Source organism: Methanogenium sp. S4BF (assembly GCF_029633965.1).
Classification (GTDB): Archaea; Halobacteriota; Methanomicrobia; order Methanomicrobiales; family Methanomicrobiaceae; genus Methanogenium.
The window spans coordinates 2,192,407-2,215,846 of record NZ_CP091277.1 but is presented as its reverse complement, the minus strand read 5'-3'; the positions used below and the strand labels follow the sequence as shown (position 1 = coordinate 2,215,846).

Annotated in this window: 30 protein-coding genes; 14 read left to right on the top strand and 16 right to left on the bottom strand. The window is 52.5% G+C overall.

What is annotated here, in order from left to right:
* Positions 1–82: 82 nt before the first annotated feature.
* The 3 genes from L1S32_RS10635 to L1S32_RS10625 are packed head-to-tail and all read right to left on the bottom strand — an operon-like array spanning position 83 to position 2,582.
* Positions 83–1,465 (bottom strand): serine/threonine-protein kinase, encoded by a 1,383-nt coding sequence (locus L1S32_RS10635; RefSeq protein WP_278155077.1) that lies wholly within the window; start codon positions 1,463–1,465, stop codon positions 83–85.
* A 6-nt stretch (positions 1,466–1,471) separates the two neighbouring features.
* A complete protein-coding gene (locus tag L1S32_RS10630) occupies positions 1,472–2,245 on the bottom strand; it encodes an FHA domain-containing protein (RefSeq protein WP_278155076.1) in 774 nt (257 codons plus the stop codon).
* A 34-nt stretch (positions 2,246–2,279) separates the two neighbouring features.
* Positions 2,280–2,582 (bottom strand): hypothetical protein, encoded by a 303-nt coding sequence (locus L1S32_RS10625; protein WP_278155075.1) that lies wholly within the window; start codon positions 2,580–2,582, stop codon positions 2,280–2,282.
* A 142-nt stretch (positions 2,583–2,724) separates the two neighbouring features.
* On the opposite strand from L1S32_RS10625, the gene L1S32_RS10620 reads away from it, so the two are divergent.
* The 4 genes from L1S32_RS10620 to L1S32_RS10605 all read left to right on the top strand — a co-directional run bounded on the left by L1S32_RS10620 (position 2,725) and on the right by L1S32_RS10605 (position 5,774).
* On the top strand, positions 2,725–2,922 hold the full coding sequence (locus tag L1S32_RS10620) for a hypothetical protein (RefSeq protein ID WP_278155074.1): 198 nt from the start codon (positions 2,725–2,727) through the stop codon (positions 2,920–2,922).
* Between the two features lie 211 nt (positions 2,923–3,133).
* A complete protein-coding gene (locus L1S32_RS10615) occupies positions 3,134–3,949 on the top strand; it encodes a transcriptional regulator FilR1 domain-containing protein (protein ID WP_278155073.1) in 816 nt (271 codons plus the stop codon).
* A gap of 118 nt (positions 3,950–4,067) precedes the next feature.
* Positions 4,068–4,967, top strand: coding sequence for a UbiA family prenyltransferase (locus L1S32_RS10610; protein ID WP_278155072.1), 900 nt, complete (start codon positions 4,068–4,070; stop codon positions 4,965–4,967).
* Between the two features lie 219 nt (positions 4,968–5,186).
* Positions 5,187–5,774, top strand: a complete 588-nt coding sequence (locus L1S32_RS10605) for a hypothetical protein (RefSeq protein WP_278155071.1) — start codon at positions 5,187–5,189, stop codon at positions 5,772–5,774.
* 189 nt (positions 5,775–5,963) lie between these two features.
* Here the strand turns inward: L1S32_RS10605 and L1S32_RS10600 are convergent, their stop codons facing one another.
* From L1S32_RS10600 to L1S32_RS10570, 7 genes are all read right to left on the bottom strand, one after another.
* Positions 5,964–6,131 (bottom strand): hypothetical protein, encoded by a 168-nt coding sequence (locus tag L1S32_RS10600; protein WP_278155070.1) that lies wholly within the window; start codon positions 6,129–6,131, stop codon positions 5,964–5,966.
* Positions 6,132–6,218: 87 nt separating this feature from the next.
* Positions 6,219–6,560, bottom strand: a complete 342-nt coding sequence (locus L1S32_RS10595; protein WP_278155069.1) for a DUF1673 family protein — start codon at positions 6,558–6,560, stop codon at positions 6,219–6,221.
* The gene (locus tag L1S32_RS10590) at positions 6,557–7,030 is read right to left on the bottom strand and encodes a hypothetical protein (protein WP_278155068.1); all 474 of its coding nucleotides are present in this window, start codon (positions 7,028–7,030) and stop codon (positions 6,557–6,559) included. The genes L1S32_RS10595 and L1S32_RS10590 overlap by 4 nt, the downstream gene beginning before the upstream one ends.
* A 28-nt stretch (positions 7,031–7,058) precedes the next feature.
* Positions 7,059–7,658 (bottom strand): DUF1673 family protein, encoded by a 600-nt coding sequence (locus tag L1S32_RS10585; RefSeq protein ID WP_278155067.1) that lies wholly within the window; start codon positions 7,656–7,658, stop codon positions 7,059–7,061.
* A gap of 2 nt (positions 7,659–7,660) precedes the next feature.
* A complete protein-coding gene (locus L1S32_RS10580; protein ID WP_278155066.1) occupies positions 7,661–8,107 on the bottom strand; it encodes a hypothetical protein in 447 nt (148 codons plus the stop codon).
* Between the two features lie 99 nt (positions 8,108–8,206).
* Entirely contained in the window at positions 8,207–9,064 is an 858-nt protein-coding gene (locus L1S32_RS10575) for a class I SAM-dependent methyltransferase (RefSeq protein WP_278155065.1), read from the bottom strand.
* 36 nt (positions 9,065–9,100) lie between these two features.
* Positions 9,101–10,081: a hypothetical protein gene (locus L1S32_RS10570; RefSeq protein WP_278155064.1), complete on the bottom strand. Its 981-nt coding sequence runs from the start codon at positions 10,079–10,081 to the stop codon at positions 9,101–9,103.
* A gap of 331 nt (positions 10,082–10,412) precedes the next feature.
* Here L1S32_RS10570 and L1S32_RS10565 point away from each other — a divergent pair, with 331 nt between their 5' ends.
* The 5 genes from L1S32_RS10565 to L1S32_RS10545 all read left to right on the top strand — a co-directional run bounded on the left by L1S32_RS10565 (position 10,413) and on the right by L1S32_RS10545 (position 14,683).
* Positions 10,413–11,144 (top strand): SIMPL domain-containing protein, encoded by a 732-nt coding sequence (locus tag L1S32_RS10565; protein ID WP_278155063.1) that lies wholly within the window; start codon positions 10,413–10,415, stop codon positions 11,142–11,144.
* 213 nt (positions 11,145–11,357) lie between these two features.
* Positions 11,358–12,161 carry a hypothetical protein gene (locus L1S32_RS10560; protein ID WP_278155062.1) on the top strand — a complete coding sequence of 268 codons (804 nt, stop codon included), beginning with the start codon at positions 11,358–11,360 and terminating at the stop codon, positions 12,159–12,161.
* Between the two features lie 193 nt (positions 12,162–12,354).
* Positions 12,355–12,861: a hypothetical protein gene (locus L1S32_RS10555; RefSeq protein WP_278155061.1), complete on the top strand. Its 507-nt coding sequence runs from the start codon at positions 12,355–12,357 to the stop codon at positions 12,859–12,861.
* Positions 12,851–13,726 (top strand): type II CAAX endopeptidase family protein, encoded by an 876-nt coding sequence (locus L1S32_RS10550; protein ID WP_278155060.1) that lies wholly within the window; start codon positions 12,851–12,853, stop codon positions 13,724–13,726. The genes L1S32_RS10555 and L1S32_RS10550 overlap by 11 nt, the downstream gene beginning before the upstream one ends.
* 318 nt (positions 13,727–14,044) lie before the next feature.
* Positions 14,045–14,683 carry a TRIC cation channel family protein gene (locus tag L1S32_RS10545; protein ID WP_278155059.1) on the top strand — a complete coding sequence of 213 codons (639 nt, stop codon included), beginning with the start codon at positions 14,045–14,047 and terminating at the stop codon, positions 14,681–14,683.
* 192 nt (positions 14,684–14,875) lie between these two features.
* Here the strand turns inward: L1S32_RS10545 and L1S32_RS10540 are convergent, their stop codons facing one another.
* A complete protein-coding gene (locus L1S32_RS10540; protein ID WP_278155058.1) occupies positions 14,876–15,241 on the bottom strand; it encodes a putative zinc-binding protein in 366 nt (121 codons plus the stop codon).
* Complete coding sequence (locus tag L1S32_RS10535) at positions 15,238–15,630, bottom strand: metalloregulator ArsR/SmtB family transcription factor (RefSeq protein ID WP_278155057.1); 393 nt, start codon at positions 15,628–15,630, stop codon at positions 15,238–15,240. The genes L1S32_RS10540 and L1S32_RS10535 overlap by 4 nt, the downstream gene beginning before the upstream one ends.
* A gap of 160 nt (positions 15,631–15,790) precedes the next feature.
* Between L1S32_RS10535 and L1S32_RS10530 the strand changes: the two genes are divergently transcribed.
* Genes L1S32_RS10530 through L1S32_RS10515 form a run of 4 tightly spaced genes read left to right on the top strand, consistent with a single transcriptional unit; the run spans position 15,791 to position 17,802 of the window.
* Positions 15,791–16,864: a permease gene (locus tag L1S32_RS10530; RefSeq protein ID WP_278155056.1), complete on the top strand. Its 1,074-nt coding sequence runs from the start codon at positions 15,791–15,793 to the stop codon at positions 16,862–16,864.
* 16 nt (positions 16,865–16,880) lie between these two features.
* On the top strand, positions 16,881–17,138 hold the full coding sequence (locus L1S32_RS10525; RefSeq protein WP_278155055.1) for a hypothetical protein: 258 nt from the start codon (positions 16,881–16,883) through the stop codon (positions 17,136–17,138).
* A complete protein-coding gene (locus tag L1S32_RS10520) occupies positions 17,138–17,374 on the top strand; it encodes a thioredoxin family protein (RefSeq protein ID WP_278155054.1) in 237 nt (78 codons plus the stop codon). Before L1S32_RS10525 ends, L1S32_RS10520 begins: the two co-directional genes overlap by 1 nt.
* 8 nt (positions 17,375–17,382) lie before the next feature.
* Positions 17,383–17,802, top strand: coding sequence for a putative zinc-binding protein (locus L1S32_RS10515; protein WP_278155053.1), 420 nt, complete (start codon positions 17,383–17,385; stop codon positions 17,800–17,802).
* A 195-nt stretch (positions 17,803–17,997) separates the two neighbouring features.
* Here the strand turns inward: L1S32_RS10515 and L1S32_RS10510 are convergent, their stop codons facing one another.
* From L1S32_RS10510 to wtpA, 3 genes are read right to left on the bottom strand one after another with little or no spacing between them, the layout of a single operon-like run.
* A complete protein-coding gene (locus tag L1S32_RS10510) occupies positions 17,998–19,086 on the bottom strand; it encodes an ATP-binding cassette domain-containing protein (protein WP_278155052.1) in 1,089 nt (362 codons plus the stop codon).
* Positions 19,073–19,885 carry an ABC transporter permease gene (locus tag L1S32_RS10505; RefSeq protein ID WP_278155051.1) on the bottom strand — a complete coding sequence of 271 codons (813 nt, stop codon included), beginning with the start codon at positions 19,883–19,885 and terminating at the stop codon, positions 19,073–19,075. Before L1S32_RS10505 ends, L1S32_RS10510 begins: the two co-directional genes overlap by 14 nt.
* Positions 19,886–19,918: 33 nt before the next feature.
* Positions 19,919–20,986, bottom strand: a complete 1,068-nt coding sequence (gene wtpA / locus L1S32_RS10500) for a tungstate ABC transporter substrate-binding protein WtpA (RefSeq protein ID WP_278155050.1) — start codon at positions 20,984–20,986, stop codon at positions 19,919–19,921.
* A 291-nt stretch (positions 20,987–21,277) separates the two neighbouring features.
* Here wtpA and larE point away from each other — a divergent pair, with 291 nt between their 5' ends.
* Positions 21,278–22,072, top strand: coding sequence for an ATP-dependent sacrificial sulfur transferase LarE (gene larE / locus L1S32_RS10495; protein WP_278155049.1), 795 nt, complete (start codon positions 21,278–21,280; stop codon positions 22,070–22,072).
* Between the two features lie 713 nt (positions 22,073–22,785).
* Here the strand turns inward: larE and L1S32_RS10490 are convergent.
* Entirely contained in the window at positions 22,786–23,385 is a 600-nt protein-coding gene (locus L1S32_RS10490; protein WP_278155048.1) for a TetR/AcrR family transcriptional regulator, read from the bottom strand.
* Positions 23,386–23,440: the final 55 nt, after the last annotated feature.

Below are 23,440 nucleotides of genomic sequence, written 5' to 3'. Positions count from 1 at the left end.
GTTCCTCGCATTCCTGTTGGTCCGGTTCGAATATATATTAAGGAAATACCCCGGTTCCCGGTATGGAACTCCCAGGTTCTCCTTATCCGTTTTCGTGAGGTCTGACATCCCCGGATGCATCCCGCAGGGCTTCGCAGAACCTTTCTGCCGAAGAGAACCGCTTCTCCTTCTCTTTTTCAAGGCACCTGAGGATGACGGCATCATAGGCACCGGTCGGGGCCCCGGACTCTGAAGGAAGGGGTGCAGGCTCGTTGAGAACGGCGAGTGTCACCTCACCAATCCCGGCACCCCAAAAGGGTGTGGTGCCTGTCAGCAGTTCAAAGAAGAGTACGCCCAGCTGGTACAGGTCGGTGCGGACGTCTTCTCCTCCGTACACGGACGGCCTCAGCTGTTCCGGGGCCGCATATCCGGGTGAGAACCCGCCGACCTGCGTCCGGTGTCCCCCGTCGGTCACCGATCCCAGTCCCCAGTCGGTAATCTTCGGGATCCGGCCCTCTGCACAGAGGATGTTTTCGGGTTTGATATCCCGGTGAATCACTCCGTTTTCATGGGCGAATGAGAGGCCGGCGGCGATGCCCCGGATCACGCGAACGGCCGCTTCCGGCGAAAGGGGCAGCGGGCAGTCCTTCAGGGAATGATGGGCATACTCCATCTCCACATAGGGGACAGGGAGGATGTTTGCCGCATAAATCGCAAGGATATTCGGGTGGTGCAGACGTTCCCAGAACCGGATCTCCCGCATGAAATGGGTGCCCGTCTGCTCATCGGGAACGATAGGGATCTTTACCGCAACCGCCCCGCCATCGGAGATCCTTTCCGCCCTGTATACACAGGCAATCCCTCCCTGACCAAGATATTCAATATTCCGGTATTTTGATGCGAGCTGTTCGGGAAACCCGGAATATGATGGTTGGACACGGGGGGAGGAAATATTCCCGGCCCCCTTCACCACAGTCCTGATCGAGACAGGAATGTCTGCTTCGCCTCCCGCCGGAGGTTCAGGCATGCCATCACCTGCCGTTCCCCGCCCCCGGGTTGCGATGATCACACCGGCGGCAACAACGGCCGCAGTCGGGATGAGAAGAAAGAGCAGGCCGTTTCCATCTTCCCCGTCAGCAGAAGGGGCCTCGCCTGCATCCACGCCATCCGCTGCTTCGGCCGTTTCGTTCTGAAGGTCTTGCGCATATGGTTCCACAGGATTTTCCGTGGATGTTGCTGCGGGAGTTGGTTCGGGAGTTGCTCCCGGAGTGTTCACGGGCGTTTGTTCCGTGAACGGTTCTGTGGTAGGTACCGGCGTGTTGATCTTTGCCGGGCCGACACCCTGTCCGGGCCAGATCTTCCCGGATTTGGTATCATTTGTCTTTGCCATGGCCGGGGCGGCCGCCAGAAAGAGCAGGACAAGGGTGATACAGAGTACACGGCAGAACGGACTCTGGAGGCCGGGCACCCGGCGGGTATCATTCATCGTTCCTCATCCCTCATCACTATCAGGGCCAATCACGACAAACCGGGCACTTCCGACCCCGTTTGCGAGATCGATTATGTCGCCCCCGATGACCGGCCTCTTCTCGCCTCTCCCCAGGGGGACACCGTTCACCATGGTCTGGCCGGTACTTCCGCAGTCTTCCAGCCGCCATTGTTCTCCCGTACGGCTCAGCCGTGCATGGGGCCGGGACACCCGGGAAACGGCGGCATACGAAGCGGGAAGGATAATGTCTGTTGCCGGGGTATACCTGGCCTCATTCGGCAGGTCTTCCCTGCCAAGGGCAATGGTGTCGGAATTCAGGGGGAATACCCTCCCGTCCTCCTCCCCCAGTGTCAGGAGGAGCATGGGCAGGGCCTCACCCCCGGTCAGGATCGATTTGACGGTCCTGACGCGGGATGCAACATCCCCAAACCCGGCCGGAACCGCACCGGAGGAGAACACCCCCAGACTCGTGATGACCGATTCAAGCCCTCCCGGCTGCAGCGAAAACTTCCAGACCGGGTGAACCCCTTTGGCCGTCTCACGTCCGAGACCTGCCTCCTTTTTGATGATGCCCGTTGCGGTAAGTTTGTTCAGGTGCTTTTTTGTATTCTCGTAGCTGGTTTCAATCTCTGATGCGATTTCACGGATCTCCATCGGACGGCGCTCGATAGCCCGGAGGATCTTCAGGCGTGTCGGACTGGAAAGAACCTCAAGGTACTCGGAGAGTTCAGCGAGAAATTCCGGGTCTTCCGAGAGTACAACTGTTCGGGTCATCATACCATCTCATGCGATCGTGCACCCGGGAACGGGTTCACACGAGTATTCCTTTCAATTGCATCGGCATCATCAAAAAAATGGTGGTAGTGCTCTTTGCGGGAACTATTTCACCGGAAACCCATCTGAAACCCTTGTATTTCATTTTTGCGAAGGCATTTTTCGGAGGAGACGGGCAGAAGAAAACCTTAGCAATCCCTTCCCCCGTGCCATACAGCTCATCTCTGTAATGTAGCTCATCTCTGTAATGTATGGCGGCCACTGGTGGACGCTGTTTTGTATCCGCAGTCCCGCACCTGATATTTGCTGCGTTGAGGATGCAAAATAGATCGTCCATCATGCAGAGGGAAACAAGTGGCGGAATAAAAGCGCAGATTCCCCCTGAAATTCACATTCCAGAGCAAATTCAACAGATAACAAAACCACGAGGCTTATTACCATGCGCACATATCCCTCATCAGGGACTTTCAAAGGAGTTTTTTATGAAAGAAGTTGCGTATCAGTGCCCAAAATGCGGAAAAGACGAACTGCATGCAGAACAGCCTGATGAATACGAGATCTGGCTCAAATGCCGCTCATGCAATTTTTTTATGGGCATGAGCAAAGACGACTGGCACCGGATGGAAAACAGCCCCAACGTCAATCAGAAGATCAAAAAGGCGGCTGAAGAGTACATCTGAACCCGGCATGTAAGAGAGATCTTGCGGAAATCAGGCAGGCGCACATTAACAGCCATCCTGATATTCAAGGATGATTCACGAGATGTGACGGACAGATTGAGACCCATTTTATGGATTTTCCATACTAAATGACAGACAAACAGGTTTCAGCACATTATAAAAATAAACGAGTATATATGGGTTAAAATAACGAGTACTATTGGAGGACAGCATGGAGACCCTTGAGATTTTCAATACCTATCAGGATGGTATCCAGAAGCTGTTTCGGTCACGGCTGCTGCTGCAGATCATGATCTCACTGGGCGAAGGGGAAAAAACCCTTGGGGAGCTCCGTGAGGTGACCAGCACTACTTCACAGACACTCCTCCCGAAGATCCGGTTTCTGGAGGAAGTGCATTATATCCACCACCATGACGACGCCTATCATCTGACCCCCCAGGGAAATGTCATTTCATCACAAGTGCAGGGTCATATCAGAACGGGATACCTTTTCAGCAAAAATCCGTCATTCTGGTCGTCACACTATCTGGAAGCACTTCCGGCTCCTTTCCTGCGTGATATCGGAGACCTCTGCAATGCCACGGTGGTTGAAACCAGCAATACGGATATTTTCTCTGTTCTCGAGTGTTTTTTTGAGATGATTGAAAACGCCGAACGGATATGTGTCGTCTCCTCTTTCATGAGCCACGCCCATGCCGATGCTCTCATTGCAAAGGTGAAGGAAGGCGTGCCTGTGGAGATGGTGGTGAACACTGAGATCGCTGAAGAGCTCAGGAAGGAACCGTTCCTGAGTAAAATCAAACAGATTGAAAAGTATAATCACTTCAGGGTATATGTGGCACCCACACCCCTTTATATCGGGTTGACGGTGACCAATGCAACCCTCTCTTTCGGCCTGTGCAGGAATGACGATCTCAAATACGACATATCAAGCGACCTCATTGGCACCGACAGTCTGGCCCTTGCCTGGGGTGAGCGCCTCTTTTCGTATTACCGGGAAATATCAGAAGAATTTACCCTCATATGAACCCGTCCCCTGCCTGGACCGACATTTCCTGAACCTTCTGAGAGTTGCTTTATATTCATCAGATAACTGAATATTCGGCGAACGAACTAATGTCAAATACCAATATCCACGGTATTGTATGTTCAAATATGAGCATACCCCCGGAAACATTGACCTGAAACTTCGGGTAGTGTTTGACAACTTTTTGTACAGCTCGTTGTATCTCTGCATTGCCGCCGTGTCAATGGTATATCTGTCATCTGTATTTCAGGACATACCGCTGTCATTGCCGGCATGCCTCATCATATTCCTCGTGACCTTTTCGGTGTACAACCTGAACCGGAAAACAGACGAAGATGAAGATGCAATCAACCATTCCAGACGCTATGCATTCACGAAAAAATATGCAAAGATTCTCATGGATTTATCCATTGCGACATACGTTGTTGCATTTCTGATTGCGGGAATATACGGAATTGCAGCGGTGGCGATCACAGCCATACCCCTCATAAACGGAGTTCTGTACAGCATTCCGTTTCTGCCCCATGGATTCAGGTATCGTCGCCTGAAGGACATCCCTTTTGTGAAAAACTTCATTGTGGGACTTGCATGGGCTCTTCCGATTGCACTTCTGCCGGTTGCCTGCAGCGGATGTCCCCCTGGCGAGATGACAATTGCGGTTGGGTTCTTGTTCTTTCTCCTTTCATTTATCGATTCGACGGTTTTTGACATACGGGATGTAAAGGGGGATGCCGAAACAGGTGTTCAGACCATCCCCGTTATCCTTGGGATACAGAGAACCAGAATCCTCCTGTCGGTGATGAACGGCATGGGTATCGGGATTATTCTCGTCCTTTGCAGCGGCTGGCTAACACCAGTTGAAACGGCAATCCTCGCCGGTATCGCGATTTATATCCAGGGATACATTCTTTTCTTTAACGGAGCCGATCTCAGCAGGATACTCTATGATCTCATTGCAGACGGCCAGTATCTGCTCCTTGGAGGACTGATGTACATCTCTACAGTATGTATTGCATAAGAAACAGGGTTTAACCCGTTTCTTATTTCACAAGATTACGCTTTTTGTTCTGAAAATAATACGGTGAGCGACAACAGAGCGCGGCCCTTCATGTCAGTATACCTTCATCGGCACACGCCATGTTCATCTGATCACTGAATATTCGGCGAACGTACTAACGTATACCAGAAGAGACGAACGTTTTGTATCTGCCGGAAAAAACAGGACGGGGATACCAGGATGGAAATAAAACGGGTTTTAAAAAATATTGATGTTTTCCTGAAATATGTCCTCATCGCCATCCTTCTCCTGTCTTTTCTGATGTATATGGTTGTCTTTCTGATCAACTGGGAAGGATTTATTTTCGGAGTGAGACTCGCCGGGACGTCAGCAGGGATTTACTTATTTTTAAAAGCAATCGGTGCCGGTCTGCTTGCATTTCTTTTGATAAGATACCGTCAGTACACGCTTGCGGTTGCCGCTCTCGCCGCTCTCTATTTCGGATACACGTTTGCTGATTCGGCGGTAACAATCCAGACCCTAACGGATAAGCTCTACTCTCCATTCCTGTTGGTGTTGTTCGTCATATCACTTGTTTTTTTGATGTTCCATGTCCTGGCAGGCAAATACAACAAAGGTGATGACCGGCCCACGATGATTGAATCGGCAATTCATTCGGTTTTCACCATCATTGAGAAACAGGAAACAGATGGGGATAAGATATTACTTGGATCTCTGCTGGTACTTGCGGCATTTATTGCGGTAATATTCATTTTTCCCCTTACCGTGGCGTTCCTGCATTGGCTTATTGAGATATTGTCAGGATAGAGCTGCAACTTTTCACAAATCCTGCTGATCTGATGTATCCGGGATCATTCCGCCATTTTGATATGTGTACCATAATTCACGGGTTTGTCCGTTCATCGGCTAAGGATATTATGGGATTATTCTTGTGCCGATTAGTGAGAAACAGACAGCCCCGCTACAATCACGGATGAAAAAGCACAACCAGCGTGCTCAATCCCTGTCAATGGCGTACATTGACCGATTCTCTGCGATGACCACCTTGTGACGTCGCCTCTCCCAGACAAACACAGTGAAGTACACAACCCAGATGACGATACAGAGACCTGCCTCTGCCGCAAGAATCAGATGAGTGGCCCCATTGAACATCTGGAGTACCATCCAGACAATAACCGCGACGGAAAGAATAAGTATTCCACCATAGCGAATCATCCGCTGGTGTGTCGTTTCATGAACGGCAATGAATTCTCAGGCATCAATTCTGTCATACCGATTCCAGGAATGCCATAAGGTCACAATACCCGCCGAGATTCCAATGATACTACCAAGGACAATCCCTTTCCAGGTATTACCCGATGCATCACCGAACAGAAGGGACAGGGCAATGGTTGCAGCCGTCAGACTGACAGCCATCACCAGCACCCGGTTGCGGTATTGGTTCCACCAGCTGAGAGCCGTGCTCCGCAATCCACCACGAGCGGACGGCACTGTGTCTGCGTATCTCTCCGGGGTTATCCCGGCACTCGCCACACCCTGGCATTCGTTCGGACACCAGCCGGCACGTTTCTCAAGCCATGATCTGATATTCATGAAGACGCCTTTTCCGTGTTCGCGGTGTAGATCTCTTTCCGGTGGAAGAGATAGATGGCCATGATGATGATTCCGCCGACAAACGTGGCCGCCCCCCACGTCAGCGGACGCCATGCGACGATATCGCCAAAGAGCGTCTCCTTCTCGAACTTCTCCCCCGCATGAATGTTCTGGGCGTCGCAGTACACGGCAACAGCACTGATGACCATGAAAAGAAACAGGAACTCCTGCTGGTAGACGACAGGAAAGAGCCAGCCCACCGCGATGAGAATCAGGAGGATGTTTTCCCGGTATCCATGAGGGGTCGCTGCAGGCGTATCCGATTCCGGGGACGGCCCCGGGTCAGGCCCACCCCGCTTCCATGCATGCTCACAATCCTGCTCCTTCCCGCTGTATCGGGACCCGCCGAAGGCATCCGCATTGGGACACCAGCCCAGACGTTTCCGCACAATATCAGTATATTTCGTCATATTTTCCCCTTTATTATCTCTCAATCAGTTATCCATCATCAGTTGCCGCCGAATTCACGGCATCCCACGATCCCCACTCCTTAATCAGGACTGCCCCGTGCCGCCGTTCCCAGCGAATCGTAATCGCAAGAGAAGACCAGTAGATGAGAGCAGAGCCAACAGCAACCATCCCAAGGGTGTCAAACATCCCCTCGTGGATAAACCATCCCAGACAGATGAGAGAAATCACGATGAGAGCGAGCATCACCATACTCCAGAAGAGGCGCTTTTTCGCGGGCACTTTTCCCCGCCGCCATTTTCCTGCGGCAATCTCTCCATACCGCTTTGAATGATTCAGCGAGAGGCCAATCGTGGCACCTGCTGCGATGGCAAGTGCCGTCCATACGGAACCCGGAGGACTTCCCACCAGAGAGACGAGGAGCATTGCAACAGCCGAAGCGAGGAGCGCTGCAACGAGGAGCTGGTTGTGATAGCGATGCCACCAGCAATATTCAGCGGGAACCTTCCGGTTTCCTCCACCGTCGGCATCACCGATCCCGGTGACCGGCATCTTCAGCATCTTTCCGGGCATCTGCTGCTCGCACGGGCACCATCCCATGCATTCCTGCTGCGTATCTTTACAGGACATCGTCAGACCATCTCCCTGAGTTTAGTAAACAACTCATCCGCAAGCCGTGTCGGGTCATCCGTCTTTGAAAGAGAGAGATGCAGTTCATCCGCAAAATCCCAGAGCAGCTCGACACACTCCCGGTAGCGGGGACAGGAACCGCACTCACCCTCGTGCTCATACCATACCTGCACGCCGTGTTTTGCCGATATGAATACAATGGCTCCCGCATTGAACGGGACAGACCGCCCGAAAAGGACACCCTTCTCTGCGTTATACCGCTCCGCCTCAATCCGGTTTGCGCGGGCCATCTCCAGAAGCGTCGTCTCCACCTTGTCTTCCATGGAGAGAAGCGCCTTTGAGACCGCCTGCCGGGAGATCCGGAACTGTTGTGCAATGTGAATATTTGCGAGGCCGTCACGGCGCAGCTTCCAGAACTCAAACTGGCGGTCAGACAGGGGGAGTGACATGCGTCAACATATGCAGGTTGACCATTTTAATATAACGGCAATTCAACGGATCAGCATCCGGGTACCACAGTGTCCAGACGGAACAGGATTCATCTGCACTCACTCCAGCCGATAGTGCACCGTCCACTGGACATAACGAAACAGCCGGAACCGGGAAAAAATCTTCAGCCAGCCGAGCTTCTTCTCACCGGAGTCGAAATACGACCAGTCATCCAGCAGCCGAATGCCGGGGTGCCACCCCTCCATCTCGTCGCTGCGGCTGATGCCGGAACGAAAGACCGCATCCTTTCCGAAGTGCAGGCGGCGTCGCATCTTGTATTCCACCAGTTTGTTGAGAGGTTTTTTAAGCCAGAACGCATTCACCACCTCACATACCAGTTCTGACCCGGGGAAGTGTTCCCGGAGCCTGAGCACGAGGGATTTCACCGCCTCACTCCCGAGGTACATGAACACCCCCTCTGCAAGAAAGAGAAACGGGCCGGAATGTGCAGAAACAACAGAGAGCCAGGCATCGTCCAGCACAGACGACGCAATCAGATGATAACGCCCGGTTTCGGTGAAAAACAGTTTTTTAAGGGCGATGACTTCGGGAAGATCGAGATCATAGAAGTGCATAGCACCGTTGTCTGTCCGCAAAAAACGGGAGTCAAGCCCGCACCCGATGTTCACAACCACCCCGTCCGGATACTGTGCCAGAAAATCCAAGACATAATGGTCGTATTTTTTTGCACGAATGGCAATATGCACCACCAGCATCGGGTCCAGGGCGCCTTTTGCCAGTGTCTGCTCCAACAGGTCACCGGAGCGTGACAAAACAGGATCAAGCACCGTCGTGATTTCGACGGATTTCGGGTCAGACAGGATCGGGCTCTCTGACCGGGTCTCGATGGCATGGCAGTACAGAGTAACAAGCGCAGTCGCAGCCACATCCCCCAATGAAAACCCCTCTTCCATCATTCTCTCAAAAGAGGAATGCGTCCGCCCCTTCACCCATTATACCTGCAGCACCTCCGCTTCACCGATCTCATCTTTCACATCGCTGATATGCCGCATGATATCAACCTGTGACCCCTTCCCCGCACCTCGGATCTGCCCACGGTCAATCAGATAATAAAATCCATCTCCGATGAGGTAATAACGGGAAAATCCCTTAATCTCTGCCTTGTCGATCGCAATCTCCAGCCTGTCCTGCACACTCCGTGAGTGGCCCAGGTCGTCCACGAGAAACCTCCGGACACTTTCCGGCATTCGCTTCCGGGACTGTTTCGTCTGCTCTGCTGTCATGGCCACCGATTCGGCGGATGCCACCGCCACGGCAGGAGAGGTGTCAGCTTTTCCAGCAGATGGCTCTTTGGCCATCGTCTTTGTTTTCGCAGGCGGTTTCTCTTCGCCTACCAGCCTGCCGCCGAGGTACCCCGTCTGCGAGAGCCCCATCAGGTAGACGAGGGTCGGATCGATGTCGGGAAGGGAGAGCAGGGCGGCGTCACCACCATCAGTCACCGTCCCCACGACGACTGAGAGGTAGAGAACAACACCAACAATTGTCCACAGAAACATCTGAAACCGGTTGAGGGCAATTTTCCCCTTGGTTTTCAGCATCATGCCGAAGGGAGGAAGATTTTCTGGCGGTTTTGCAGGCGTATCCGGTTTGTAGGTCGATTTTGTGTAGCCGACACTGATCAGGGGCACCACGACGCTGATGCCGAGAAGCAGATAGAGATTCGGCGGAATTGCGGTCGAAAACAAGAAATTCCCCTCGAATATCCTGATGGCGGTAATCCAGATATATGAAAACGAGATGACTAACGTCCAGAGCAGAAACTGGAAGAGTGACAGACTCGGCACCCAGTAATCAGCACGGATGATGTTGAGAATATTTCCCCCGTCGGTTCTCACCAGGGCATGAGCCAGAAGGAGTATCACACCAATGACAGCAGCTGAGATAAGAAATCCGAGAATGACACTATCTGCCATAACCCCCCTCTTCGCCATTCGCAATAATATAGTTTCGCCGGATACTCCACCGCCCGGCCGAACCACGCGGATAATAGCCAGCGCTGTGGATCAGGTTCAAAACATGATGTATGGCCGATACAGCCATTTAAGTCCGTTAAGAACCGGAAATATACATTTCCGGAGATTCAGGACAAGAATGCGGCCCTCATCGCTATCACAACGGACAGGCAATGCATCGCACGAGACAATCACCCTCTCAGGGATTCAGAAAAGCTTTCAGGAAGATGTATGTGCGAACAAATTCGAAGTCAAAGACAAAGTTATATTTAAATCATGCCTATTAGTGCATATGACAATGAAGATGAAGTGGATTACCCTCTGCCTGATTATGGCATGCTGCCTCGTGATCCCGGTGGCCGCCGCAGACAGTGGAGACATCCCCTCAATTACGGTTTCAGGCACCGGATCGGTGACCACCGCTCCGGATGAAGTTATTATCTCTGTCGGTGTGCAGACGACCCACACCGATCCGGTAACCGCCCAGCAGGAGAATGCACAGAAGACCTCTGCTGTCATCAGTGCCCTGAAAAAACTTGGTATCGCATCAGAGGATATTCAGACATCCGGATACCGGATGTACTCCCAGACACCGGATGACAACAGCCCGTTCTACGGCAAAAAAGAGGTATATGTGGTCTCAAATACGGTAACTGTCACCTATAACGATGTCAGCCGTGCCGGTGAAATCATCGATACCGCGGTGATGAGCGGCGCAAACAACGTGAACTCCATCCGGTTTACCATCAGTGATGAGAAGGCGCAGTCCCTGCGTGCACAGGCACTGATTGCAGCGGTTGCACAGGCCCGCGGCGATGCTGATACGCTGGCAGGTGCCCTTGGCGTGACCATCACCGGCGTGCAGGACGTCACGACATACGGCAGTTCAACCCCGATGACCTATGCAGATACGATGTCATACGCTGGTGGGGAGTCGGCAAAGCTCTATGCACCAACACCCATCGAGGCAGGCACCCTTGATGTGACAGCAACGGTAAACATCGTCTACGCCATCCACAACTGATCCAAAATGAACCTGAGGGATATCATTATTCCCTTTTTTTGCGGCAGATAGCGGTTTTCTCCTCCGGGAGGCCGCTTTCCGGTTCATGTCCGCTATAGTGTGTCAGCGATTTTGTTTTCAGGGTATCAGATGTAATCAGCATCCCTGCCGGCAGGACGGATTCCGGTTTCATCCTTCGATAGGCAGATATGTACACAGGATAACGAATGCGGCATGAACAGCAACGGTTCCGGATATTTTTCACTGCAGGATTTTGATCTGTTCTGCCATCTGCCGGAGATGAATGAGCATGAAAAAACGCTCCTCACAGAGCAATCCGAGCGTTTTCTGAAAGAAAAAATAAAACCCATCTATACGATGCTGCGGGATGGTCTGGGATGCCGCACATCCCGAATAGGATATGATGACCGGGACTTCAGCTATGTACATCTCGCATTCTTTGATACCCCGGCAGAGGAGAAGGATACATTCCTGAACCTGTTTATCGGAAAGCGAAATATCCAGATCATTACCAATACCGAGTATCCGTCCAGCATCGGGAGATTTTATCAGAACCTGAAGAACGATCCCGAAGGATTTGACGCCCTGCTGGCCGCCCTTCCTCCTGATCAGCGGTTTACCTCCCGCCTGTATACCAAAATACCCCTCGGACCGGTCGGATGGGATGAATACTACTTTCAGCTTGTGGTGAAGTTCAGCCAGAACCAGACATCTGCTGCCTCCATCATGAGACGCATTGACGGTGTGCGGGCCGGGTTTGAAAAGGCGATGCGAAAAGGGCTGACCACGATGGAGATCGACCCGCGGTATGGGGAAGAGGCAACCGCCTATTACAAGTCATTCTATCAGGGCAGAAATGCGAAAAAATCACCTGAACCGGATGCCTTCATGGCACTCCGGTTTGAGTACCTGATTCCCTTATCTGATATACTGAGCCCTGACAGGGATGCAGTCGCTGCAGTTTGGATGCAGTGCGCCAGACGGCTTCAGCCAATCATGACATTTGGAAACCGATAACAGGCCCTAACCCCTTCTTTTTTGCATCAACTGCCCCTCCGTTCACGGAAGAATGATCATGTCCCGGGTGCTTCCCCATGCGAATGCGTCCGGGGAGAACACATAGTAACTCCCGGTTATCGGATGAAATTGATCGAAACTTCTTTATTCCAATGTTTCATTATTTTTAATAAATAGTGAATGTGGTGAATATATGGAGGAAGCAAAAACACTTGAGGATGATTTCATCCGGATGTTCCAGACAGGTATCGGGGGTGCAAATGGTATGGATGCCCTTTCCTCATGGCTCCTGGCACGCCTGTATATCGAGCCGGGGGAGATGGCGATGGCCACTCTTGCTGAAGAGGCGGGGTATTCACTCGCATCCGTGAGCAACAAGTGCCAGATGCTTGAACATGCCGGGTGCATCGTGAAGCGTACGCGGCCCGGGACGCGGAAGGTCTATGTGTATGCGCACAAGGATCTCATCGCAACGTTTATGCGCCAGCTTGAGCAGATACGGCATACGCAGACACTGGTGATGATGAAGGAAATTCCACCGATGATCGAACGGTATCAGACGGATAACCCACCGAAAGAACTGGCAGAAAAGATTGCCCTTCTCCGGGGCCTGCATGATGACATGAGAGGAATCGACCAAATTATCACTGAGGTGCTGGAGCGCCTCGCCGCTGGCGGAGATGCCCGGAATGCAGAGTGAACACCGGAACCTCCTGTTGATGATGGGGGGGCTCCTTCTCATCTCGTTCATCTGGGAGGGACTGGTTCTTCTCTTTGGCGGAGTTGCTGGGCCGTATTTTACCCTGATGGCCACGCTCCTGATGTTCTTCCCCACCATCGCGGGATTAGTGTACCTGCGCCGGACGAAACGAAGCGCAAAACCGATCCTCACTGCAGTGGGCAAAAAACGCTACCTGCTGGCGGCAGTGCTCGTCCCGGTCGTGGGGACCATCCTTGTGATTTGGGCAGCTGTCGCAACGGGCGTGATAACACAGACGCTGTATGACAGCGCAACAGGTTTGATCAACCTCCCGGGAATGGACGGGCAGCAGATCTCTGTTGACTCCTTCGTTCTTCAGTTCATCGCCACCATGATGATAGGAATTGCGATCACCTCAATTGCCACATTCGGTGAAGAGTTCGGATGGCGGGGTGTGATGCAGAACCGGCTGATTGCGCAGTATGGTGTTGTGGCAGGGCTTGTGTTCCTCGGGCTGTTCTGGGGCATCTGGCATGCTCCCATCATTTACGCCGGATATAACTTTCCCGGTTATCCACTCCTGGGAAGCCTGGTATTAATGCCGCTCTTTACCCTCGGCACCTCCGGGGTGTTTGCATGGCTGACGCTTCGTTCCGGAAGTTTCTGGCCGGCGGTGCTCGCTCACGCCTCGTTCAACAGCACCGCAGGCCCCATCATCTACCTTCCGGTCTTTGAGGCGGCTCCGCTGACACGGTACCTGCTCTTCGTCATTCCGTGGACGGTGATCGGCATTGCCGCCATCATCCACCTGAAAATGACCGAAAATCGTGGAGTATGGCACCTCTATCCTGAAAATGACCTCTGAGGGAGACAGAAAGTTCCCTCACCACCGACATTCCGTTTTTTGCCTGCCAAAGGGGCTTTACCAGTCCTCACACCCCCCTTCGTATCCCTGTCCCCACGCGCAACGAAGACTCTCATTGGGAGTCATCCCTCATATCTGCGGCAGATATTCCTGCTCGGCTCCCGGAGGACGGGAACATCAGAAATGGTGCAGGTCAACACATTTTGCATCAGGCCCACGTTCACCGGTGCTTTCCGGCAGAAGCAAAAAACATGAAACATCTGGCCGGGCAGCTCCACATACGTCTTAATATCTCTGACATCCCATCACGTATCTGGAATGACAGATCCCCCCATATTCATCGTCGTCGTCGGCGTCGCCGCCTTTGCCATATCCGGGGTAATAGCGGGTGCCCGGCAGGACGCAAACATTCTCACGGTTTTCGTACTCGGCGTAGTGACAGCCATCGGCGGTGGCACATTGCGCGATATCATTCTCAACATCCCGGTATTCTGGGTTAGGGATTTTACCGTCGTGTGGCTTGCCATCCTTGCATGCCTCGTGGCGTTCCTCTTTTCATCCATCTTCCGGGAGAAGATGTGGAAAGTGCTGCTCTATGCAGATGCCATCGGCGTCGCCTTCTTCTCGGTTGCTGCCATCGACAAGACACTGGCACTCGGCCATTCGGGGGAGGTGGCGGTGATCATGGGATTTGTCACAGCATGCACAGGCGGTATCATCCGGGATCTCCTCACCGGCAGGCCACCGATGATGATTGCCTCTGAAGAGCTCTTTGTCACCCCGGTGCTGATTGGCGCAATCCTCTACGTACTCCTGCTTGATATTGCCCCGCAGTATACCACGCAATGGTCGATCGTTGCGATCTGCTTCATGACAGGATTCCGGGGCATTGCTATCGAGACCGGGCTTCAGTTCCCCAAGTGGCTTCGGATGCGCCCCGGGAAACGTGCAGAATAACGCTGACGAAAGAACGGGATGGAAACACCATCCCCCTCCCGTATCCGGCCGCGTACCCCATCCAGTCTCCACAGAGAGGGGGGCCGTCCGTTTCTGCTGCTCAAGCCCCTTTACCAAAATTTCTGATACTGCCGGCTCTTTGGATCAGAGTGGGAGAAAACCCGGGTTCCCGCCCCCCACAGGTTCAACAGCTCAGTGGCGGATCTCCCGTTCTGCAGCACGGCATACCGCCTCAATATCAGAAAAACCCGGCTCATCCATACCGGATTTTATCACACCGCATGTGGTTGCCACTACATGACAGTCAGGGATAAGACCGCATTGTTCTGCTTTGTTTCTCCCGCAGTAATCGTCACACCCGTCAATGACAATGACCCGCAGCGAACCGGCATCCAGTCCATCCGGCACCATGAACGGGTCTGATCCTGATGCGGCGATATGGTAGTCAATCATCTCCGGGCAGCGCTGGCGCAGCATTATCGCCGCCCGCGTTGTGCATTTGCCGGTATTGGACAAACCCGAACAGGTAATCAGAACGAGTAATTTCTCTGGCTTCATTTATTTTCTCCGATATACCCCGTGCACGCAGCGGCCCGCTGATTGATGGAAGAGCAGAATGAACCGTATTCAGTCAGTTCATAGACGATCCAGGTTCCTTTTGCCGTACCTGTGATCATCCCCCCCTCCTGGAGGATCTTCAGGTGATAGGAGAGTTTTGATTTGGTAATTCCCAGTGCTTCCCTGATGATGCAGGCACAGAGGGGCTGAACCCGGAGCATCTCAATTATTTTGACACGATACACATCTGCACAGGCGTGGTGAAAAGCCCGTACACGTGCAATGGTCACATCGTCCGGAATGGCCGAGAGAAGCCCTTCGAGACCCCCCTGTGCGGCAATCGTCTCCAGAGCCTCAGCCGGTATTTCACTGCAGCATGATGGTTTCATTGTACTCCCAGACATATGGTTGGTGGTAAGACAGGCGGGGCATGTGCAGGCAGTGCACTTCCTTTGCCTGCGCCCCATTGTTCAAGAATTTTTGAATTACTTTTATATATGTTCATCGCCCAGATTAGTTCAACAAAAATTGAACAAGTAGGAATATACCATGACAGACTATATCACCGGAGCACTGGTCTCCGGTCTGGACGCAGTTATCGAGTATCTCGCCGCACATACGGTGACCTGCCTGGTTCCGGCATTCTTTATTGCAGGTGCAATTGCTGCATTTGTAAAAAAAGACGCCATACTGAAGTATTTCAGTCCGGATGCAAAGAAATCGGTATCATACGGCATCGCATCGGTTTCAGGCATTGTCCTTGCCGTATGCTCCTGCACCATCCTCCCGATGTTTGCAGGAATAATGAAGAAGGGCAGCGGTATAGGGCCTGCCATCGCCTTCCTCTATGCCGGCCCCGCGATCAACATACTCGCCATCATCTACACGGCAAAGGTACTGGGACTGGAGATCGGTATTGCGCGTGCAGTCTTTGCCATCCTTATGGCCATCGTCATCGGCCTCATTATGGCAGCCCTCTTCAAAGAGCACGACGCAGAAGCACGAAGTGCAGCCGCAGCGATGCCGCCCACACCGGCGGGAGGGGGAGAAGAGCGCCCACGCTGGGTGAACCCGGCATTCTTTGTGATGCTCGTCCTTGTCCTGATCATCGGCGCCTCACAGCTTGACATGGTGCTGCGTCTTGCGGTGGTTTATCTCCTGACACTCGCAATTGCGGTTCTCCTCATCTACTTCTTTGAACGCGATGAAGTGACCGAATGGGGATATGAAATATGGGATCTCGTGAAGAAGATTTTCCCAATCCTCGTCGGCGGCACCTTCATCGTCGGGGTGATCGCATTCTTCCTCCCGCCCGAGACTTTCCAGCCCTTCTTCGGAACAAATTCCGTCGGCTCGGTCTTTTTAGGTGCAGTTGTAGGTGCCATTCTCTACATGCCGACCCTGCTTGAAGTGCCAATCATCGGCGGGACATTCGGCTATACTCAGGGGTTGATGGCAGGCGGCCCGGCTCTCGCCCTGCTGCTCGCAGGACCGACGATCAGTCTGCCCTCCATCCTCGTTCTCACCCGGATCATGGGTGCGAAAAAGACGGCTGCCTACGTCGCACTGGTGATTGTATTTTCAACGGCAGCAGGACTTGTCTACGGGACATTCTTTGGATGAGGGAGAGAAAGAGAAGATGAAGAGACACATACCATGTTGTGCGGCCGATGCGATGAGAAGAATCCGGCAGATATCTGTCGGGGACAGCGTTGTCGGCCTCTCGATGCTGGAACAGATCTTTGAAGACGTGGCAGGCGCAGACATCACCGGTGAAACGGATATACGCCGTGAACTCATACGCCAGGTGAAAATCTACAACTATGTGCCGGCACCTGCCGAAGAAACGTATGCAGATGCAGTATTTGCAGAATATCAAAAAGAGATGATGAAATAATGGTAACAATTGAAGTGCTGGGAACCGGCTGCATGAAGTGCAAACGCCTCCTGAAAAATGTTGAAAAAGCTGTGAAAGAGACCGGAACAGAAGCGGAGATCGTCAAGGTTGATGACATCAGTGCGATCATGGATCGTGGTGTGATGCTCACACCGGCCCTCATCATAGACGGTGAACTGAAGGTCTCGGGCCGTGTGGCAGACGTGAAGGAAATCTCTGCCCTCCTTCAGGGGTGATGAGTAAAATGGCAGATAAACCCGTATGCTCCTGCGGCTGCTCATGCAGTGAGGCGGAACAGGCAGAAGAAGTCACCAAACGCCTGATCTTCCCCTGTGCAGGCGTGGCAAACACCGGACAGCTCACCAACTGTGCTGCAATACAGCTGACTGAAGAAGGCTATGGCGGCGCTGCCTGCATCGCCCTCCTCGCAGCAGGCGCAGAAGGCATTGTTGCGGCAGCACGTGATGCGGATGAAGTCATCATCCTTGACGGATGCCCCGCCCGGTGTGCAGGAAAGATTGCAGAGGCAAAGGGTATCTGTGCGGCACAGACCGTCATAGTGACAGAACTCGGCATTAAGAAGAGCGGATCACGGGAATACACGGACGAAGATGTGGAAACCGTGGTCTCCGCCATCTGGGAAGGGAAAGGGCGGAAGAAATAATCGGCTTTTCCTTTTTCTCTTAATTAGCCGCGAACAGGCAGACCCTGCACCCCATATCACGCTAAATCCCGTACGGATTCCCAATTATCCTGTCAGAACAGATCCCAGAGGAGAGAAAAATCCCGTGAAACCTATTCATTCCTGACACATGGGAATATCTGAAAAAAAGAGGAAAATTCCCCAAGACGGGATATCTCAGAGATCCAGGAGAGGGGATTGCACCTCATCCCGCGTAACATGAACCGATGCAGGACTGAACGAAACCGAAACAGCCTGCCCCGGTGCGAGGTCTTTTTCTTTGATCTCCTGTTCTGAGGCAAGCGAGTACAGGCTGATGCCACACGCTATTTTCAGCAGATAATAGGATTCACGGGGAATTATCTCCTCGACCGTTGCCGGGAAACAATTGTATTCGTCATCCGCGGGTATTCCCGCACGCCGTACCGCCACATCAGCGGCCCGGATAAAGACACAGACCCGGCATCCTTCAGGCACCGGATCCGTGGTCCTGATACTGCATCCATCAATCCGGATCACAGAACCCCCGGCACCGGTGCCTGCCACCATGCCTTCAAAGACATTTTCAATGCCCACAAACCTGCCGACTCTCCGGTTCGGAGGCTTTCGGAAGACCTCATCACGCTCACCCTCCTGCTCCAGGGTACCGTCAATGATGACCGCCACCCGGGTGGCAAGCGAGAGAGCCTCCTCACGGGAATGGGTGACATGCACAATGGTAAGGTTGTGTTCCTTGTGAATGGCACGCAAATCTGCGACAAACTTGTCCCGGTTTACCTGATCCATCGCAGAGAGCGGTTCATCAAGCAGCAGGATATCCGGTTCTGTCACCAGAGCACGGGCGAGGGCCACCCGCTGCTGTTCGCCCCCGCTCATCGTATACGGGGCACGGTTCCTGAGATGCGCAATGCCAAACCGGCTGATAACCGCAACAACACGCCTCTCAACCTCTGCTTTCGGCAGTTTCTGCAGCTTTAGCCCGAAAGCGATGTTGTCATAGACCGTCATATGCGGGAAGAGGGAATAATCCTGATAGACCAGCGCAACCTTTCGTTTCTCAGGAGGCACCCTGCTTACATCCTCCCCATCGATGAGCACCCTCCCGGAATTCGGGTGGTGAAGACCTGCCATCGCCTCAAGGATGATAGTCTTTCCCGCACCCGACGGACCGATGATGAAGTAATAATCACCGCTTTCTACCCTGATGCTCACTTCATTCAGCCGAAAATCACCCAGTGTCACCGAGACATTCTCAAACTCTATCATCGTATACCCCCACCCTCTTCATCAAACCACGCAGAATGGCAAAGACCACAAGACAGACCAGAATCATTGCAAATGCCACCGCTGTACTCTCTTTGAGCCCTGCGGTGGTGAACTTGTAGTAGATCAGTGTCGATATGACCATTGGATAGTAGGCGATCATGATGATTGCCGCAAATTCACCGATACTGCGCCCCCAAGCGAGAATGCTGCCACTGAAGATATGCCGCAGGGAAAGCGGCAGCACAACCAGACGAAAGGCCTGAAACCGCGACGCTCCCAGAGTCCGGGCCGCATTCTCCAGATGCACCGGAACCTTCTCGAACCCGTCACGCACTGCGTTTACAAAATACGGGGAGGAGACAAAGAACATCGCCGCAACAATTCCGGGGTACGCATTCTCAAAGATGATGCCTATCTGTGAGAACGGTTCCCCAATAATTCCCCGGCGCATAAAGAGAATATAGACCATGATGCCCGCAATAGTATGCGGCAGCATCACCGGGATGTCAACGATGCTCTCCACCAGCCCTTTTCCCCTGAAATCCGTCCGTGCCAGAATATAGGCGAGGGGAATACCAAAGATAAGGAGCAGAATCACAGCATTCAGGCCTGCTGCCATCGTCAGCAGGATGGCATCCACGACCTTTGACTCCGTTGCAACGGAGATGAAGTACGGAAGATCCGTGACCTGACCGAGGGTAATCGTGAGAAGGCCCATGACGGTCAGGATTACAATCATGCTGCCAATCAGGGCAAACGACAGCAGACAGGAATCAGGAAACGTAGCTGGCTTCTTCATTCATCTGCTCCGGAATAAAAAAAGGGGAGATATTCAGACACTCAGCTCAACCATGCTCTCCAGTGCTGCGGGAATGTCAACAAACCCGACCGGAGGATTGATTGGCGGCTGACCTGCATCTGCCATGATCTGCTGACCGGTCGGACCGATAAGCATGGACACAAACTCTACACCCATCCCGGGGTCATCTGCGGTCTTCGGGACCGTGACACCATAGACAATCGGTTTGCCCTTCATCATGCCGCCCGCGGTGTCAATCAGCACCTTTGCATAGATATCCTTGTATGCGATGGCAGAAAGATCGATCGCTTCAGGCATTTCGATGTATTTGACACCGGATGCCGCATTCTGTTCAGCCACACTGCGGTACTCCCATGCATAGTCCAGGTTTCCGGACTCAAGACCGGCGATTAACTCCACACTCTTGGGGGTAATCGTGACCGGGTAGACAGCTGCGGTTTCGTTGGCATGAATGGTGACAACACCGTCTGCAACAGTCGGGTAGATCTGTGAGTACTGGCCAACGAGATTGTCAAAGATCATCTCGTCATTGTAATTGAACTCAGCGAGTGCAATCACCATGAGGGACCGGTAGCCGCAGGGGTCGAGATTCGGGTCGGAAAAGCCCCAGGTGACTTCGTCACGACCAAGGATCTCGTACCAGTTGTCTGCGGTCACTTCATCTGCAAACATACTCTTGTCCGTGTAGCAGAGTACCATCTGGTTCTTTGCAAAGGTCACGTACCATGATGCATAGTCAGGGATCAAAAGGCCAGGGATCAGTGAATAGTCAGCGGATGCATAGACATCAGCAACTGCACCGAGCTCGGTTATCTCCTTTGCCAGTGCAGTACTGCCCGCCGGATGAAGCTGGACATCTACGTTCTGGTGTTCTGCCTCAAATGCAGCCTCCATCTCCTCCATCGGACTGGTAAGGCTGCCAGCCTGGTAGACTGTCAGGACTATTTTTTCTTCCGCTGCTGCGGTCGGCACAGGTGTCTGATCAGCTGCGGGTGTTTCACCACTTCCCGTACAGCCACAGATGAACACAGTCGCACACACCACTGCGACTGCCATGAGAATTACCAGATTCTTTTTCATCACATAACAGATTTTATTCAGAAATGTTTAACTCTTTATACTCAAAACGGACATAAATCTGTGGAATCAACCTATTTCTATTTATTTGTTAAGTACATTTGTCCTTTCAAATAATTTCTGAATTTTTCCGACAGTATGGGTATGAATGAGATAAGATCAGAATACTTCAGCCGAATACATCAGAGAAAAATACCACTGCCGGATCACTCCTGAAGGAGTCTGCGGCAGGTTTTATCTGGACAGGGACAAAGACTACCATACCATCCGGGCAAACCGGGGGATAGGAACGCCATGACAGAACGACGACAGGAACGCTACACTCACCTGCGGGCGGCAATCAGGGACAAAAAATCACTGCTGGTATCATACTCAGGCGGCATCGACAGCACTGTTCTCGCCGTTGTCGCACGTGATGTTCTGGGCAACAATGCTGCCTGCTGTCTGATAGTGAGTCCTCTTCTCCCTTTGCGTGAGGAAAAAGCTGCCCGTGCCATCGCCGCACGGGAAGAACTGCAGCTCTTTGTCAGGGAGTCAGCTATCCTGGAAAAACCCGAATTCAGGATGAACCCAAAGAACCGGTGCGCTGTGTGCAAACAGGAGAGTGCCCGGATCCTCCGTGAGGTAGCGGATGAACATGCATTTGCATCCATCGCAGACGGGACGAATGCCGATGACATCGCCGGATACCGCCCCGGCTACCAGACCGGCCTTGCGGCGGGCATTACTCACCCCTTTGTCGAGGCAGGTATTACCAAAGATGACATCCGGGCCATCGCAAAGATGCATTCGATACCGGAATATGCAAAGCCATCTGCGTCCTGCCTCGCCACACGAATCACCTATGGCGAGTGTCTTGACCCACAGCTTCTCGCCCGCATCTCCCGGGCAGAAGAGGTGATCGTTGCTGCCGGGGCCCGGCAGGTGCGGGTCCGGGTCCACGCCGATGTGGCACGTATCGAGACTGATCCCGAATCCGCAGAACGGATCTTTGTTCTCCGGGACGCCATCAGCAGGGCATTCCATACCCTGGGATTTCGACATGTGACACTTGATCTGGATGGATTTAAAAGTGGCAGCATGGACTGAAATAGGATAATTCCCTGAAATAATCCAATTTTTAGGAGTCAGCGCTCCCCTGTCATGGAGCACATGTCATTACTGCCACGTACAGCCTCATCGGGACGTGGGATGCATCCGGGGAAGAGACAAACAAGACGATGACACGAGTGTCAGTAAAAAATAAATATAAATGACGCAGATGTCATATTGGTGACATAATTGTCATCAATGAATGGCACCCGGAATATCGGGATGAGCAACCAATCAGACTGTTTCAGGGAACACGCCTGTAAACACAAAACCACCAACCTACAGACCACAGAAGCCGGATTATATCAGGCGGCACATTATTCTGAATGAGAATAATATCCGGGTCTTTTCTGTAATCCCCTAACCACACACATATCACAGAAACGATCCCTGCTGCCCGGAATCCCCGCGTATGAACCTCCAGACGCCATAAACAGAATGGAGAAAAAATCTCCATCGTTCCATACCGGTACATGATGAGTCTCACCAGTCCCATAAATCCCCCGGTTGCTTTCACGTCCGGGATGCTCATTCACCATTTTTGAGTATTTCCCCCTTTTGTGCAGAATTACTTCCCCCGAATAGTATACAGGGTACAACAACGGCACATTACATGCGGAAAAGATGGATACAAATCAGAATTTGCAGGAAAAAGGCTGATGAAAAAAAGAGAGGGGAAAAGGAGAGGGAAACAGAGAGGGAAAAACCTTTCAGTCGCCCGGTTTTTCTTCGGTAAAAAAAAGCAGCTCCGTCATGGCATTCCAGCGCGTCTTCAGAACAGCGGTATCAGATCCAAAGATGATCGCATGCTTCAGCCCCCCGAGCGTGTACATCACGATCTCAGCAAGACAGCGGGGATCACCGGCAGATACAATCTCCCCGCCCTTCTGTCCTTCCTCAATAAGTCCGGAGAGTTTCAGAAGTCCGTCTTCAAAGGTAGAATGCATTAAACACTGAATCTTCGGAGTACGGGAGGCGATGCTGAAGAGTTCGGCTTCAACCCCGGGCATCTCCTGTGCGGAGAGGACCATCAGTTCAAAGATAAAGGAGAGGGCGTCCTTAAAAGATTTCTCCTGGAAGGTGTCCTCAAGAACAGACATCCCTTCTTCCTGCATCTCATGAATAATTGCGCCAAGAAGGGCTTCTTTGTCACTGAAATAATTATAGAGCGCAGCACGGGAGATACCAACGCGTGCAGCCACATCCTCCATTCGAAGCGCCTGCAGGCCACAGGCATTGACTTCTTCCAGTGCCGCCCTCATAATGCGGCGGCGTACATCCTCTTTATATCCGGGAGCAACACGTGGCATAGTATATGAACAGATATGTCGTCCACCCAAATAAATGACACTCACGTCAGTAATT